This window comes from Mycobacterium sp. 2-64 (assembly GCF_035918375.1).
GTDB lineage: Bacteria > Actinomycetota > Actinomycetes > Mycobacteriales > Mycobacteriaceae > Mycobacterium > Mycobacterium intracellulare.
Genome location: NZ_CP142361.1, coordinates 1,042,209 through 1,056,763 on the forward strand (window position 1 = coordinate 1,042,209; position 14,555 = coordinate 1,056,763).

Genomic DNA, 14,555 nt, shown 5'->3' on the forward strand with positions numbered 1-14,555 from the left:
GAAGGGCTTTGACGGTAACCTCCGCTGATGAACGCCGATCCGGCGCGCATGTCGCAACTGGGTTCCGATTCCGCCTCTGTGCTGCGGATCATCTCCCACTTCGACCGGCTCCACGAGTCGGCGGCCGACGCCGACACCGTGGTGCGCTGCGCGGCGTTGCTGGCCGAGTGCCCGATCGGCGCGCGGTGGGCGTCGGGCACCGTGATTCGTTACGACGCGACGGGCGGCCTGGAACCGGGCAGGGATGTGCCGCCGCCGGCACCGGCGGACGAGCCGAGCGTGTGGCTGGAGCGCGACGGTCCCGGGCACGCCCTCGATCCGGTGCTGCTCGATCGGTTGGCCCACACGCTGCGCGCGGTGCCGGCGCGCGCCGGGGCGTCGGGCGAGTTGCACATCGGGGACCCGGCGCTGCTCGAAGTCGTGCTGTCCGGCAAGGAGCGCCGGGAGGATCGGGTGCGGGCGGTCCGCCTGCTCGGGCTGGACGAGAAGCGCAACATCTGCGTGCTGGCGGTGTCGGCGCACTCGCCGCCCGAGGCGCTGCGGATCATCGCCCGCCAGCTTCCGGGCTCGTCGGTGCGCTCGACCGCCATCGGGAACGCGACGGCCGTGCTGTGCCAGGGGCCCATCGACACCCGGGCGCTCTCCGACGGGCTGGAGGGCGCGATCACCACCGCGTTCCCGGGACGGCGCACCGAGGGGGCGAACCGGGGTCCCTGGGTCGGCATCGGTGCCAGCGTCGAAGCGCTGGCCGCGGCCACCTCCTGGCAGCAGGCGCTGGGCGCGCTGCGCTTCGCGTCGTCGACCGGTTACGGCAGGCGCGCCGTGGCCTACGAGCGGCTCAGCGCGCTGGAGCTGTTGGCCGACATCCCCCTGGAACGTGTGCGCCGGCAACGAGATGTGTTGCGGATCAACGAGATTGCCGCGACACCTACGGGTGCGCTCGACGTCGACACCGTGGAGGCCTTCCTCGTATTCGGGTCGCTGCGGCGCACGGCCGCCGAACTGCATCTGCATCACAGCACCGTCGCGGCGCGGCTCGCGCATGTGGGGTCGCAGATGGGGTGGGATCTCAACGATCCGATGGACCGGTTCATCGCCACGCTGGTGCTCATGATCCGGCGGATCGCGCTGTCCTCGACCGAACTCGACGAACCGGAACAGGCCTGACCGACGATCGTCGGGCGGATCGGCGAATACGGGCGACGGCTGGCGGATGACCGCGGGCCGGCGGATTCGTGATGATGACCGCATGGCGATCATCGACCCCAACCGGACCTGGGAACCGCTGGAGAGGCGGTTGGCCGAAACCACCAACGAGCGGCACCGGGCGGTGCTGAGCGTGGTGATCGAACATATGAAGGCCGAGGCCGCACCGGATTTGGAGCGGTTGATGGCGACGCTGAGCCCCGATCCCGCCTACCACTTTTGGCACGGGGCCCAGGATGTGGGCGCGAAAACCACCGACGGGGTGCGCAGCTACTACGTCGACTTCCTGGCGACCCGCACCAACATTCTCGAGTTCGAGGTGCAGCGGCTCGTCGTCGACGACGACTGCCTGGTGACCGAGGGTCTGCTCAAGCAGCTCTACCCGGCGGCGGAGCTGACGCGCATCCTCGGGATGCCGGTCGACGACCCCGACGGGGATTACCTGGTGGTGTTCCGGCAGCTGCTGCTGTGGCCAATCGACAAGAGCGGCAAGATCATTGGTGAGGACTCCTACAACCCCGGTGTGGTCAGCGTGACCAAGCTGTCCCGCGACGAGCTGCCGCAGGAGTACCTGGACCTCGTGCACGCGTCGGCCTGAGATGGCCGCCGACATCGCGACGATGCTCCTCGATCGCCTCGGTGACGAACACGTCGGGCTGCGCACCCGCGACCGCGACTGGACGTGGGACGAGGTGGTCCGCGAATCCGCCGCGCGCGCCGCGCTGGCCCGATCGATGCGCCGTGACGGCCCGTTTCACATCGGGGTGCTGCTGGACAACGTGCCCGACTTCGTCTTCTGGCTCGGCGGCGCGGCGCTGGCGGGGGCGACCGTGGTGGGCATCAACCCGACCCGCGGCGCCGCCGAGCTGGCCGAAGAGATCCGGCACACCGATTGCCAGATGATCGTCACCGACGCCGCGGGCGCGGAGCGACTGCGCGGGCTCGGCCTGGAACTGGCGGCGGACCGTTTTCTGCAGGTCGACGACCCCGGCTACCGCGAGCGCGTGGACCCCCTTCGCGGCCAACCCGACGTCGCGCCCGGGGTCGGCCCGGAGTCGTTGTTCCTGCTGCTGTTCACCTCGGGGACGACGGGCGCGTCGAAGGCGGTCAAATGCAGCCAGGGGCGGCTGGCCTTAATCGCGCACACGGCCACCGAGAAGTTCGGGCATGTCCGCGACGACGTCGACTACTGCTGCATGCCGCTGTTCCACGGCAACGCGATCATGGCGCTGTGGGCGCCGGCGCTGGCCAACGGCGCCACGGTGTGCCTGACGCCGGTGTTCTCGGCGTCCCGGTTCCTGCCCGACGTGCGCTACTTCGGCGCGACGTTCTTCACCTACGTGGGCAAGGCGCTCGCCTATCTGATGGCCACACCCGAGCGGCCCGACGACGCCGACAACGCGCTGGTCCGCGGCTTCGGCACTGAGGCGTCACCGGACGACCAGGCGCAGTTCCGGCGCCGCTTCGGCGCGGAGCTGCTGGAGGGCTACGGCTCGAGCGAGGGTGGCGGCGCCGTCGCGCACGCCCCGGACGCACCGCCGGGGGCGCTGGGCCGGCCGGCCCACCCCGGTGTCGCGGTGGTCGATCCGGAGACGCTGACCGACTGCCCGCCCGCGCTCCTCGACGAGCACGGCCGGGTGCTCAACCCCGACGAGGCCGTGGGCGAAATCGTCGACAAGGCCGGCACCCGGACGTTCGAGGGCTACTACAAAAACGACGACGCCGACGCCGAGCGGATCCGCAACGGCTGGTATTGGACCGGCGACCTCGGGTACCGGGACGAGGCGGGGTTCCTGTACTTCGCCGGCCGCCGCGGCGACTGGATCCGGGTCGACGGCGAGAACACGTCCGCGCTGACCATCGAGCGCGTGCTGCGCCGGCACCCGGACGTGGTGGCGGCCGGGGTCTACGCGGTGCCCGATCCGCGCTCGGGCGATCAGGTGATGGCGGCCCTCGAGGTGGCCGATCCCGAGAGTTTCGACGCCGCCGGGTTCGCCGCCTACCTGTCCGCCCAGCAAGATTTGGGCAGCAAGGGCGCTCCCCGGTTCCTGCGGCTGTCGACGAGCCTGCCCGTCACCGGCTCCAACAAGGTGCTCAAGCGCGTGCTGCAACGACAGCGCTGGCATACCGACGAACCGGTGTATCGGTGGGCCGGGCGGGGAGCGCCCGCGTACCACCGGATGAGCGCCGACGAAAAGCGCTCGCTCGACGCGGAATTCGCGTCGCACGGCCGGCAGCGCTACCTGTGAACGCGGCGAGGTAGTCTCCGCTGATGGACGCCCGCCTCTTGGGACCCGCGGACTGGACGGCCGAATGCGACGTACTGGTCGCGGGATCGGGCGGCGGCGGCGTGACCGGCGCGTACACCGCGGCGCGCGAAGGCCTCAACGTGCTCCTGGTCGAGGCCACCGCGAAATTCGGTGGCACCACGGCGTATTCCGGCGGTGGCGGCGTGTGGTTCCCGTGCAATCCGGTGCTGCTGCGCGCCGGCACCGACGACACCATCGAGGACGCGCTCACCTACTACCGCGCCGTGGTCGGCGATCGCACCCCGCGCGAGCTGCAGGAAACCTACGTCCGCGGCGGCGCGCCGCTGATCGAGTACCTGGAGGCCGACCCGAACCTGAAGTTCGTGCCGCTGCCGTGGCCCGACTACTACGGCAAGGCGCCCAAGGCGCGCCTCGACGGCCAGCGCCACATCGCGGCCAAGCCGCTGGCGGTGGCCGCCGCCCCCGAGTTCCGCGACGCGATCCGCGGGCCGCTGGACACCGACCGGCTCGGCGCCGAACCGCCGTCGGACTACTACGTCGGGGGCCGCGCGCTGATCGCCCGCTTCCTCAAGGCCATCGGCGAGTACCCGGGCGCGTCGCTGCAGCGCGACACCGCGCTGGTCGACCTCGTGGTAGACGACGGCCGGGTCACCGGCGCGATCGTCGAGACCGGCGGGCAGCGCCGCGCCGTCCGCACCCGCCGGGGCGTGCTGCTGGCCGCCGGCGGCTTCGAGGGCAACGACGAGCTGCGGCGGAAGTACGGGGTGCCGGGCAGCGCGCGAGACACCATGGGGGGCCCGGGAAGTCGCGGTCTGGCGCTGCAGGCCGGCATCGCCGCGGGCGCGGACACCGACCTGCTGGACCAGGCCTGGTGGTCGCCGGGCATGACCCATCCCGACGGCCGGTCCGCCTTCGCGCTGTGGTTCACCGGCGGCATCTTCGTCAACCAGGACGGCGACCGGTTCGTCAACGAGTCCCGGGCCTACGACCGGGCCGGCCGCGAGATCATCGCGCAACTGCAGGACGGCTCAATCACGTTGCCGTACTGGATGATCTACGACGACTCCGAGGGCGAGGTGCCGCCGGTCAAGGCGGCCAACGTCTCCATCGTCGAGACCGAGAAGTACGTCGCCGCCGGCCTGTGGCACTCCGCGGACACCCTCGAGGAGCTGGCCGCCAAGATCGGGGTTCCGGGCGAGCGGCTCGCGGCAACGGTGAAGCGGTTCAACGGTTTTGCCGCCTCCGGCGTCGACGAGGACTTCGGCCGCGGCGACGAGGCGTTCGATCGCGCGTTCTCGGCGGGCGCCTCGCCGCTGGTGCCCATCGACTCGCCGCCCTATCACGCCGCCGCGTTCGGCATCTCGGACCTGGGCACCAAAGGCGGCCTGCGCACCGACGCCGCGGCGCGGGTGCTCGACACGTCCGGCCACCCGATTCCGGGCCTGTACGCGGCGGGCAACACGATGGCCGCGCCCAGCGGCACCGCGTATCCCGGTGGGGGCAACCCGATCGGAACCAGCATGCTGTTCAGCCACCTGGCCGTCCTGGACATGCGCGACCGTCGGTCCTGAGTTCTAGGCTGGGTCCGGTGACAGACCGAGATCAACTTCGAGCACCACTGGACGCCGCCGCGCTGCGCGCCGAGTTGATCGGCACCGGGCTGGGCTGGCGTCAGCTCGACGTCGTCGAGCAGACCGGATCCACCAACGCCGACCTGCTGGCGCGGGCGGCGTCGGGCGCCGACGTCGCCGGCGCCGTGCTGATCGCCGAGCACCAGACCGCCGGCCGCGGGCGGCACGGCCGCGGCTGGTCGGCCACCCCGCGCGCCCAGATCACCATGTCGGTCGGCGTCAGCGTCGTCGACGTCCCCAGCACCGGGTGGGGCTGGCTGCCGCTGGCCACCGGGGTGGCGGTCGTTGACACCGTCGCGCCGCTGCTGGAAGGGTCCGCGGCCCGGGTGGGGCTCAAGTGGCCCAACGACGTGCTGGCCGGGCCGGGCGATTCGCCGGGCAAGCTGGCCGGGATTCTCGCCGAGGTGGCAAAGCCGGTGGTGGTTATCGGCTTGGGGCTCAACGTGACTCAGTCCGCCGAGGAGATCGACGGCCCTGGCGCGACGTCGCTGCTCGATCTCGGCGTGGCCGAACCCGACCGCACGCGGTTGGTGTCGGACCTGCTGCGGGAGCTGGGGCGGCGGATCGTGGCCTGGCGCGCCGCGCGCGGCGCCGACTGGGCGCTGGCCGCCGACTACCGGGCGCGCAGCCTGACCCTCGGCAACCGGGTGCGCGCGCACCTGCCCGGCGGCAAGCAGATCGACGGCACCGCGACCGCCATCGACGATCAGGGCCGGTTGTGCCTGGACAGTGGCGGGCAGACCGCCGTCGTCGCGGCCGGCGATGTGGTGCATTTGCGCTAGTTAGTCGCGCCGCGCGGCTAAGGTCGGCGGGCATGGGCTATCCGGACAACGTGCTGGCCGCCGGCGAGCACGTCATCGTGCATCGGCACCCGCACTGGAAGCGGTTGATCTGGCCGGTGCTGGTTCTCATCGTGGTGACCGGGCTGGCGGCGTTCGGCTCGGGATACCTCAACTCGACGCACTGGGAGCAGCTCGCCAAGAACATCATCCACGGCGTCATCTGGGGGATCTGGCTGGTGATCGTCGGGTGGCTGACGTTGTGGCCCTTCGGAAGCTGGCTGACGACCCATTTCGTGGTGACGAACCGGCGGGTGATGTTCCGGCACGGGGTGTTGACGCGCACCGGGATCGACATCCCGCTGGCCCGGATCAACAGCGTGGAATTCCGCGACCGGATCACCGAGCGAATGTTTCGCACCGGGACGCTGATCATCGAATCGGCGTCACAGGATCCGTTGGAGTTCTACGACATTCCGCGGCTGCGCGAGGTGCACGCGCTGCTGTATCACGAAGTCTTCGACACCCTCGGTTCCGAGGAATCGCCGAGCTGACCCAGGCGGCCGGCCCGATTGCGCCAGGCGCGCAGCAGGGTGACGTTTCCGCCCTCGATCTCGTCTTCGAAGATCTCGGCAATACCGCCGGCGGTGAGGGCGGATTCCAGGGCCTTGTCGGGGGTGCGGGCAAACTGGTCCGGAAATACCCAGCGGCGGAACGCCCAGAAGCGGAACGCCATCTGCAGCAGGTTTCCGATGATGTAGGCCGAGATGAAGTCGGCGAGGTTTTCCACCGCCAGCGACACCGTCGGCACGCGCAGTTGCAGCACGTAGCTGGAGAACCACAGCGGCGCCATGGACAGCAGCACCCCCACGCCGCTGAACGCGAAGAACAGCAGGGCCTCGTGGTGGCGCTCGCGGCCGCCGCGGTTGCGGAAGCTCCATTCCCGGTTCAGCACGTAGGAGGCGATGACCGCCACGATCCCGGCGATCACCTTCGCGGTGACCGGTTTGGGTTCAAGAATTGTCAGCTTGAGCGTGTAGAAAATCGCCGAGTCGATGACGAACGTGGTGCCGCCGACAATGGCGAATTTGATCAGTTCGTGGTGGCGTAGCAAATAGGGCTGCAAAACCCTTGGCAGACGCGCGATCGTGGCTTCGGCGAAGGACACAACACGTCAGTGTACGGACGGACACAAATTCGACGCAAAATCGTACATAACAATTCAGTGTCAGCGCCGGTCACACGCCTTGGCGGCGGTGTGCGCGGCCGTGACACGATGATGGCCGTGCCGAGTACACGCCCCCCGGGCGCAGCCCCCCTCGAAACGCGCCCCCCGGCCGCCCGAGCCGTTCCCCGGGTCATCCCCGTCGTCGCGATGGTCGGAGGCGGTCAGCTCGCCCGGATGACCCACCAGGCGGCGATCGCCCTGGGGCAGACGCTGCGGGTGCTGGCCACCGACGCCGACGAATCGGCCGCGCTGGTCGCCCCCGACGTGGTGATCGGTTCGCACACCGATCTCGAGGACCTGCGCCGGGTGGCCGAGGGTGCCGACGTGCTGACGTTCGACCACGAGCACGTGCCGACCGAACTGCTGGACAAGCTCGTCGCCGAGGGCATCAACGTGGCGCCACCGCCGCAGGCGCTGGTGCACGCGCAGGACAAGCTCGTGATGCGGCGGCGGTTGGAGGCCCTCGGCGTGCCGGTGCCCCGCTACGCCGAGATCCGCAGCGTCGACGAACTCGACGAGTTCGCGCGGGGGATCGCCGGGCCCGTGGTGGTCAAGGCGATCCGCGGCGGTTACGACGGGCGCGGGGTGCGGATGGCCCGCGACCCGGTGCACGCCCGCGAGATCGCGGCCGCCTTCCTGGCCGACGGCGTGCCGGTGATGGCCGAGGAGCAGGTGAACCTGCGCCGCGAGCTCTCCGCGCTGGTGGCCCGGTCGCCGTTCGGGCAGGGGGCGGCGTGGCCGGTCGTCGAGACCGTGCAGCGCGACGGGATCTGCGTGCAGGTGATCGCCCCCGCGCCGGACCTGCCCGGCGACGTCTCCGCCGAGGCGCAGCGGCTGGCGTTGCGGCTCGCCGGCGAACTCGGGGTGGTCGGCGTGCTCGCGGTCGAGCTGTTCGAGACCGGTGACGGGTCGCTGCTCGTCAACGAGCTGGCGATGCGGCCGCACAACTCGGGGCACTGGACCATGGACGGGTCGCGCACCAGCCAGTTCGAGCAGCATCTGCGCGCGGTGCTCGACTACCCGCTCGGCGACACCGACGCGCTGGCGCCGGTGACCGTGATGGCCAACGTGCTGGGCGCCGCGACGCCCCCGCAGATGAGCGTCGACGAGCGGCTGCACCACCTGTTCGCGCGGATGCCCGACGCGCGGGTGCACCTGTACGGCAAGCAGGAGCGCCCCGGCCGCAAGGTCGGCCACATCAACTTCGTCGGCCTGGACCCGGCCCGCGAAAGCGTGGCGAAGCTGCGGGAACGCGCCCACCTGGCGGCACACTGGTTGTCACACGGGCAGTGGACGGACGGATGGGATCCACACGCCGGCGACGATGCGGAGCGCAGTCGATGAGGAGCGGCGCAAATGACCATGACCATGAGTGAGCAGGAGGCTCGCGTCGGCGTGATCATGGGCAGCGACAGCGACTGGTCGGTGATGCAGGACGCCGCGGCGGCGCTGGCCGAGTTCGACGTGCCGGCCGAGGTCCGGGTCGTCTCGGCGCACCGCACCCCGCAGGTGATGTTCGACTACGCCCGCGACGCGGCCGGGCGCGGCATCGAGGTGATCATCGCCGGCGCCGGCGGGGCGGCGCACCTGCCCGGCATGGTCGCGTCCGCGACGCCGCTGCCGGTGATCGGCGTGCCGGTGCCGCTCGCGCGGCTCGACGGCCTGGACTCGTTGCTGTCGATCGTGCAGATGCCCGCCGGTGTCCCGGTGGCCACGGTCTCCATCGGCGGCGCCCGCAACGCCGGCCTGCTCGCCGTGCGCATCCTCGGATCGTCGGACCCGGCGCTGCGTGCCCGGATCGTCGACTTCCAGCAGCAGCTGGCCGAGACCGTGCGGGCCAAGGATGAGGCGCTGCAGCAGCGCCGGGGTAAAGTTACCGACTAGTAGCTTGGCGACGAGGCGCGCCGCGCCCGCGCAGGAGTCGGGCGGTTCGGCAGGGCGCCACAGGAGAGCGTAGGAGGCTCGAGATGGCTGGATGGGCCGGAAATCCCACCTTTGATCTGTTCCAGTTGCCCGAGGAACACACCGAATTGCGGGCGGCGATCCGCGCGCTGGCGGAAAAGGAAATCGCCCCGCACGCCGCCGACGTCGACGAGAACTCGCGCTTCCCGCAGGAGGCGCTGGAGGCCCTGAACGCGTCGGGCTTCAACGCCGTGCACGTGCCCGAGGAGTACGGCGGGCAGGGCGCCGACTCGGTGGCCGCGTGCATCGTCATCGAAGAGGTCGCCCGCGTCGACGCCTCGGCGTCACTGATTCCCGCGGTCAACAAGCTCGGGACGATGGGGCTGATCCTGCGCGGCTCCGACGAGCTGAAAAAGCAGGTGCTGCCCTCGATCGCGGACGGCTCGGCGATGGCGTCCTACGCGCTGTCCGAGCGCGAGGCCGGCAGCGACGCCGGATCGATGCGGACCCGGGCCAAGGCCGACGGGGACGACTGGATCCTCAACGGCGCCAAATGCTGGATCACCAACGGCGGCAAGTCCAGCTGGTACACGGTGATGGCGGTGACCGATCCGGACAAGGGCGCCAATGGGATTTCGTCGTTCATGGTGCACAAGGACGACGAGGGATTCAGCGTCGGGCCCAAGGAAAAGAAGCTGGGTATCAAGGGTTCGCCGACCACCGAGCTGTACTTCGAGAACTGCCGGATCCCCGGCGACCGGATCATCGGCGAGCCGGGCACCGGGTTCAAGACGGCGCTGGCGACGCTGGACCACACCCGGCCCACCATCGGCGCGCAGGCGGTCGGCATCGCCCAGGGCGCGCTGGACGCGGCCATCGCCTACACCAAGGACCGCAAGCAGTTCGGCCGCCCGGTCAGCGACAACCAGGGCGTGCAGTTCATGCTCGCCGACATGGCGATGAAGGTGGAGTCCGCCCGGCTGATGGTGTACCACGCCGCCGCCCGCGCCGAGCGCGGCGAATCGCACCTGGGCTTCATCTCGGCGGCGTCGAAGTGCCTGGCGTCCGACGTCGCGATGGAGGTCACCACGGACGCGGTGCAGCTCTTCGGCGGCGCCGGCTACACCGTCGATTTCCCCGTCGAGCGGATGATGCGTGACGCCAAGATCACCCAGATCTACGAGGGCACCAATCAGATTCAGCGCGTGGTGATGTCGCGGGCGCTGCTGCGCTGATTCGTTCCGCGGGTCCGTTGGGAAAACCCCGCCCGCACCGCATAGGATCTCCACGGCGCGTGAAGTCCAAGCCGACGGTCGGTAAACAGGCACCGGCAATCCCGTCCGACCACCGCCAACGAGCAAGGGTCTTATCGCGGCCAGGGGGTCTGCAAGTGCAGAACGTGACTTCCCACACCCGTCCACAGATGGCCGGGAATTGATTCCGGCACGTGCTCCGGTCACGCCGACGGCGAGTTGGCAATCCTTGTCGTTGCTCTTGGTCGAGGACGACCGCGCCGACGCGGTGCTCGTGGAAGACCTGATCTCCGACGCGGCCGCCGACATCCGGGTGGTGTGGGCCAAGTCGATGGCGGACGCCGAACGCGAGCTGGAATCCGCCCGCCCCGATTGCGTGCTGCTGGATCTGCACCTGCCCGACGCCAGCGGGATCGACGCGTTGGACCGCGTGGCCAAGCTGGACGCCACCGTGCCGATCGTCGTGCTGACCGGGCTCAACGACGAGTATTTCGGGGCGTCGGCAGTCGCCGCCGGCGCCCAGGACTACCTGGTCAAGGGCCGCGTCGAGCCGGAAATGCTGCGTCGCGCGCTGCTGTACGCGATCGAGCGCAAGCGCGCCGAGCTGATCGCCGCCGACCTGCACGCGACCCAGCTGCGGGCCCGGGAGAACGCGCTGCTGGAACGCGGACTGCTGCCCTCCCCGCTGCTGCTGGACGACCCGGGCGTCGACATCGTCGCCCGCTACCGCCCCAGCCGCGAAGGCGCTTTGCTCTGTGGCGACTTCTACGACGTCGTCCAGACGCCCGACCGGATCGTGCACGTCCTGATCGGCGACGTCGCCGGGCACGGCCCGCACGAGGCGGCCCTGGGCGCGGCGCTGCGGATCGCGTTTCGCACGCTCACCTTCGCCGGCGTGCACGGCGTCGACCTGATGCGCCAGCTCGAGCGGGTGCTGTATTCGGAACGCACCGGCACCGGCATCTTCGCGACCGTGCTCAGCCTCGAGATCTGCCCGGAGCGCCCGGAGGTCAGCGTCATCCGCGCCGGGCATCCGGGGATGTTGCTGCAGGGCGGCGGCGCGGTCCAGTGGGTGGAGCCGCCGGGCGGCCCGGCGCTGGGCCTGCGCGCCGACGGCTGGCCGCGCCACGAGCTGGAGGTGCCCGCCGGCCACGGCCTGCTGTTGCTGACCGACGGTCTCTACGAAGGCTATTCGGGGCAGGGGACCGAGCGGCTCGGCGAGGACGGTCTGCTCGAGCTGGCCCGCTCGCACGCCAACCGACCCGGCCCGGCGTTCGTCGACGCCCTCATCGACGGCGCCCAGGAACTCGCCGAGCCGCGCGGCGGCCTCACCGACGACATCGCCGTGCTCCGCATCGAGAGGACCACCACGTGACGGCACCGGCTCCGCTTCGGCTCGCGCAGCTCACCGTGCGGGGGTGGCTGGCCCTCGTCCTGTGGATCATGGGTGCGACGGTGCTCCTCGGCGCGGTCGTCGGCGGGGTGCTGCTGGATCGCACCGACCAGGTGTCGCGCCAGGTGGGCGAGGACATCCAGCCGGCGCGCGTCGCCGCGACCCATTTGCAGGCGGCCCTGCGGGACCAGGAAACGGGTGTGCGCGGTTACCTGATCACCGCCGACCGGCAGTTCCTCGCGCCGTATTACGACGGGCAACGCGCCGAACGGGCCGCCGCCGACGAGATTCGGCGGCTGGTGGGCGGGCGCGCGGAGCTGATCGCCGACCTGGAGGCGGTCGAAACCGCCGCCGCGGACTGGCGCACCAGCTACGCCGAACCCGTCATCGCGGCCGTGACCCCCAAGGTTCCCAGCGTCGTCAGCACCTCGATGGCCGACCTCGGCAAAGCCAAATTCGACCGTCTGCGAGTGCTTTTCGACACGCAGAACACGCACCTGGCCGACGCGGCGGCCAGCGCCGTCGACGAGCTCAACGACATCAACGGCTGGCGCGACTGGGTGCTGGGCGCGATGGTGCTGATCGTTTTGGGCGCGGCCGTGCTGTTGGGGTTGCTGAGTCGCGCGGCGATCACCCGGCCGATCGCGAGCCTGGCCGCGGCCTGCCGCCGGATCACCCAGGGCAACTTCGACGAAGTGATCTCGGCGCCCAAGCGGCCCAAGGACATTCGCAACATGGCCATCGACGTCGAGAACATGCGCAAGCGCATGGTCGAAGAGCTCGACGTGTCCCGTTCGGCCCAAACCCTGCTCGATGAGCAGACCGCCGAATTGCGCCGGTCCAACACCGAACTCGAGCAGTTCGCCTATGTCGCCTCGCACGATCTGCAGGAGCCGCTGCGCAAGGTGGCCTCCTTCTGTCAGCTGCTCGAGAAACGCTACGCCGACAAGCTCGACGAACGCGGCATCGAATACATCGGGTTCGCGGTCGACGGCGCCAAACGCATGCAGGCGCTGATCAACGACCTGCTCACCTTCTCCCGGGTCGGCCGGCTGGGCACCACGGAGACCGAGGTGCAGCTCGACGCGACGCTCGACGCCGGCCTGGCCAACCTGGCCGTCGCGATCGAGGAGACCGAAGCCCAGATCGTGCGCCCGACGGAGCCGCTGCCGGAGATCGTGGGGGATCCGACGCTGCTGACGATGCTGTGGCAGAACCTGATCGGCAACGCGATCAAGTTCCGGCACAAGGATCGCCCGCCCCGCGTCGTCATCGAATGCGCGCCCGGCGAGGGCACCCACGACGGCGAATGGTTGTTCAGCGTGTCGGACAACGGCATCGGCATCCCGGAGGAATTCTCCGACAAGGTCTTCGTCATCTTCCAGCGGCTGCACGGCCGGGAGGTGTACGCGGGAACCGGCGTGGGTCTCGCGTTGGTCAAGAAGATCGTCGAGCACCACGGCGGCACCGTGCGGATCGACACGTCCTACACCGAGGGGACGCGATTCGAATTCACGTTGCCCATGCCCGGGCCCGTCGAGGAAGAGGACTCAGTCGCTTTGGAAGGAGCGCATCAGTGACACTCGAAGGAAGAGCGATCGACATCCTGCTGGTCGAAGACGACCCGGGGGACGAGCTCATCACGCGAGAAGCGTTCGAGCACAACAAACTCAAGAACCGGCTGCACGTCGCGCACGACGGGGAGGAGGGACTCAACTACCTGTACCGGCGCGGCGAGTTCGCCGACGCGCCGCGGCCCGACCTGATCCTGCTGGATTTGAACCTGCCCAAATACGACGGCCGCCAGCTTTTGGAGAAGATCAAGTCCGACCCCGAGCTCGCCCAGATCCCGGTCGTCGTGCTGACCACCTCCTCGGCCGAGGAGGACATCCTCAAGAGCTACAAGCTGCACGCCAACGCCTACGTCACCAAACCCGTCGACCTGGACCAGTTCATGAAGGCGGTCCGGCAGATCGACGAGTTCTTCGTTCAGGTGGTGCGGCTGCCGACCGCCTGAACGAGGCTGTGGCGCAACCGAATCGGGCTACCCGGATTCCGAGTGCCGCCGCGCGAACCAGGTGATCATCCGCCCGAGGATGATCAGCAGGAACACGAACACGATCAGCAGGAACGCGGCGTCGTAGGACAGGTCGCGGGCCGCCTTCGACGGCAGGTTGTAGAACGTCCAGATCGGGTAGGTCAGGTAGCCCACCGGTGAGTCGGTGAGCTTGCCGGTCGGGGCCGAGTTCGACCAGCCCGCCGTGTACAGCATCGGCGCCGTCTCGCCCACCGCCAGCGCGAGCGCCACCAGCAGCCCGGTGACGATGCCGGGGATCGCCGACTTGAGCACGATCTTGCGCAGGGTCCAGCCGAGCGGCAACCCGAGCGCTTCGGCCCCCTCCCGGTAGGCCGTGGGCACCTGCGCCAGCGCGGACTCGGTGGCCTTGGCGATGTACGGAATGCTCATCGCCGAGAGCGTCAGCACCCCGGCCGCCAGGGAGAAGCCCCAGTGGAATTTCACCACCAGGGCCAGGTAGCCGACGTAGCCGAGCACGATCGACGGGATGCCGGACAGGATCTCGTAGGCGCCGCGCAGGATGGAACGCGTTCTGCCGCCGGCGAATTCGGAGAGATAGATCCCGGTCAGCACGCTGACGGTGCCCCCGACCAGCATGACGCCGACGCCGATGACCACGGTGCCGATGATGGCGTTGCGCAGCCCGCCGCCGTTGCCGCGGGTGTTCTCGGTGAGCACGCTCCATTTGAAGACCGGCAGGGCGCGCCCGACGACCTCGACCAGCATCCACAGCGTCGGCACGACCACCACCGCCAGGCAGCACACGCAGCCGATCCAGAACAGCGCGTTGACGATCTTGCGTCGGGTACCGACCAT

14 protein-coding genes are annotated in these 14,555 nt (G+C 69.9%); 12 read left to right on the top strand and 2 right to left on the bottom strand.

The genetic code is table 11. The features are described from left to right. Positions 1-27: 27 nt before the first annotated feature. The 6 genes from QGN31_RS05000 to QGN31_RS05025 are packed head-to-tail and all read left to right on the top strand — an operon-like array spanning position 28 to position 6,440. The gene (locus tag QGN31_RS05000; protein WP_014942822.1) at positions 28-1,167 is read left to right on the top strand and encodes a PucR family transcriptional regulator; all 1,140 of its coding nucleotides are present in this window, start codon (positions 28-30) and stop codon (positions 1,165-1,167) included. Between the two features lie 46 nt (positions 1,168-1,213). Next, on the top strand, positions 1,214-1,804 hold the full coding sequence (locus QGN31_RS05005) for a nuclear transport factor 2 family protein (RefSeq protein ID WP_014380989.1): 591 nt from the start codon (positions 1,214-1,216) through the stop codon (positions 1,802-1,804). Between the two features lies 1 nt (position 1,805). Then, a complete protein-coding gene (locus tag QGN31_RS05010) occupies positions 1,806-3,455 on the top strand; it encodes an AMP-binding protein (protein ID WP_014942821.1) in 1,650 nt (549 codons plus the stop codon). A 23-nt stretch (positions 3,456-3,478) separates the two neighbouring features. Then, positions 3,479-5,047: an FAD-binding protein gene (locus QGN31_RS05015; RefSeq protein ID WP_201409347.1), complete on the top strand. Its 1,569-nt coding sequence runs from the start codon at positions 3,479-3,481 to the stop codon at positions 5,045-5,047. Positions 5,048-5,064: 17 nt separating this feature from the next. After that, on the top strand, positions 5,065-5,889 hold the full coding sequence (locus QGN31_RS05020; protein WP_014385695.1) for a biotin--[acetyl-CoA-carboxylase] ligase: 825 nt from the start codon (positions 5,065-5,067) through the stop codon (positions 5,887-5,889). A gap of 32 nt (positions 5,890-5,921) precedes the next feature. Next, positions 5,922-6,440 carry a PH domain-containing protein gene (locus QGN31_RS05025; RefSeq protein ID WP_008259908.1) on the top strand — a complete coding sequence of 173 codons (519 nt, stop codon included), beginning with the start codon at positions 5,922-5,924 and terminating at the stop codon, positions 6,438-6,440. On the opposite strand, the gene QGN31_RS05030 is transcribed toward QGN31_RS05025, so the two are convergent. After that, positions 6,395-7,054, bottom strand: coding sequence for a GtrA family protein (locus tag QGN31_RS05030; RefSeq protein ID WP_008259906.1), 660 nt, complete (start codon positions 7,052-7,054; stop codon positions 6,395-6,397). The two genes, QGN31_RS05025 and QGN31_RS05030, sit on opposite strands and share 46 nt — an antisense overlap. 108 nt (positions 7,055-7,162) lie before the next feature. Between QGN31_RS05030 and QGN31_RS05035 the strand changes: the two genes are divergently transcribed. The 6 genes from QGN31_RS05035 (at position 7,163) to QGN31_RS05060 (ending at position 13,679) form a co-directional block, all read left to right on the top strand. Beyond that, positions 7,163-8,458: a 5-(carboxyamino)imidazole ribonucleotide synthase gene (locus tag QGN31_RS05035; protein ID WP_083863051.1), complete on the top strand. Its 1,296-nt coding sequence runs from the start codon at positions 7,163-7,165 to the stop codon at positions 8,456-8,458. A gap of 24 nt (positions 8,459-8,482) precedes the next feature. Next, positions 8,483-8,998, top strand: coding sequence for a 5-(carboxyamino)imidazole ribonucleotide mutase (gene purE, locus QGN31_RS05040; RefSeq protein ID WP_026071222.1), 516 nt, complete (start codon positions 8,483-8,485; stop codon positions 8,996-8,998). An 83-nt stretch (positions 8,999-9,081) separates the two neighbouring features. After that, on the top strand, positions 9,082-10,251 hold the full coding sequence (locus QGN31_RS05045; protein ID WP_009953234.1) for an acyl-CoA dehydrogenase: 1,170 nt from the start codon (positions 9,082-9,084) through the stop codon (positions 10,249-10,251). A gap of 247 nt (positions 10,252-10,498) precedes the next feature. Beyond that, positions 10,499-11,644 carry a PP2C family protein-serine/threonine phosphatase gene (locus QGN31_RS05050; protein WP_014380982.1) on the top strand — a complete coding sequence of 382 codons (1,146 nt, stop codon included), beginning with the start codon at positions 10,499-10,501 and terminating at the stop codon, positions 11,642-11,644. Then, the gene (locus tag QGN31_RS05055) at positions 11,641-13,242 is read left to right on the top strand and encodes a sensor histidine kinase (RefSeq protein ID WP_014942817.1); all 1,602 of its coding nucleotides are present in this window, start codon (positions 11,641-11,643) and stop codon (positions 13,240-13,242) included. The genes QGN31_RS05050 and QGN31_RS05055 overlap by 4 nt, the downstream gene beginning before the upstream one ends. Continuing rightward, positions 13,239-13,679: a response regulator gene (locus tag QGN31_RS05060; protein ID WP_014942816.1), complete on the top strand. Its 441-nt coding sequence runs from the start codon at positions 13,239-13,241 to the stop codon at positions 13,677-13,679. Before QGN31_RS05055 ends, QGN31_RS05060 begins: the two co-directional genes overlap by 4 nt. 27 nt (positions 13,680-13,706) lie before the next feature. Here QGN31_RS05060 and pstA read toward each other — a convergent pair whose 3' ends face one another. Then, a complete protein-coding gene (gene pstA, locus QGN31_RS05065; RefSeq protein ID WP_014385692.1) occupies positions 13,707-14,555 on the bottom strand; it encodes a phosphate ABC transporter permease PstA in 849 nt (282 codons plus the stop codon).

Excerpts from the sequence above, each read along its gene's own strand:
- QGN31_RS05000 (WP_014942822.1), top strand. The coding sequence starts at position 28 with ATGAACGCCGATCCGGCGCGCATGTCGCAACTGGGTTCCGATTCCGCC.
- QGN31_RS05005 (WP_014380989.1), top strand. The coding sequence starts at position 1,214 with ATGACCGCGGGCCGGCGGATTCGTGATGATGACCGCATGGCGATCATC.
- QGN31_RS05010 (WP_014942821.1), top strand. The coding sequence starts at position 1,806 with ATGGCCGCCGACATCGCGACGATGCTCCTCGATCGCCTCGGTGACGAA.
- QGN31_RS05015 (WP_201409347.1), top strand. The coding sequence starts at position 3,479 with ATGGACGCCCGCCTCTTGGGACCCGCGGACTGGACGGCCGAATGCGAC.
- QGN31_RS05025 (WP_008259908.1), top strand. The coding sequence starts at position 5,922 with ATGGGCTATCCGGACAACGTGCTGGCCGCCGGCGAGCACGTCATCGTG.
- QGN31_RS05035 (WP_083863051.1), top strand. The coding sequence starts at position 7,163 with ATGATGGCCGTGCCGAGTACACGCCCCCCGGGCGCAGCCCCCCTCGAA.
- purE (WP_026071222.1), top strand. The coding sequence starts at position 8,483 with ATGAGTGAGCAGGAGGCTCGCGTCGGCGTGATCATGGGCAGCGACAGC.
- QGN31_RS05045 (WP_009953234.1), top strand. The coding sequence starts at position 9,082 with ATGGCTGGATGGGCCGGAAATCCCACCTTTGATCTGTTCCAGTTGCCC.
- pstA (WP_014385692.1), bottom strand. The coding sequence starts at position 14,555 with ATGGTCGGTACCCGACGCAAGATCGTCAACGCGCTGTTCTGGATCGGC.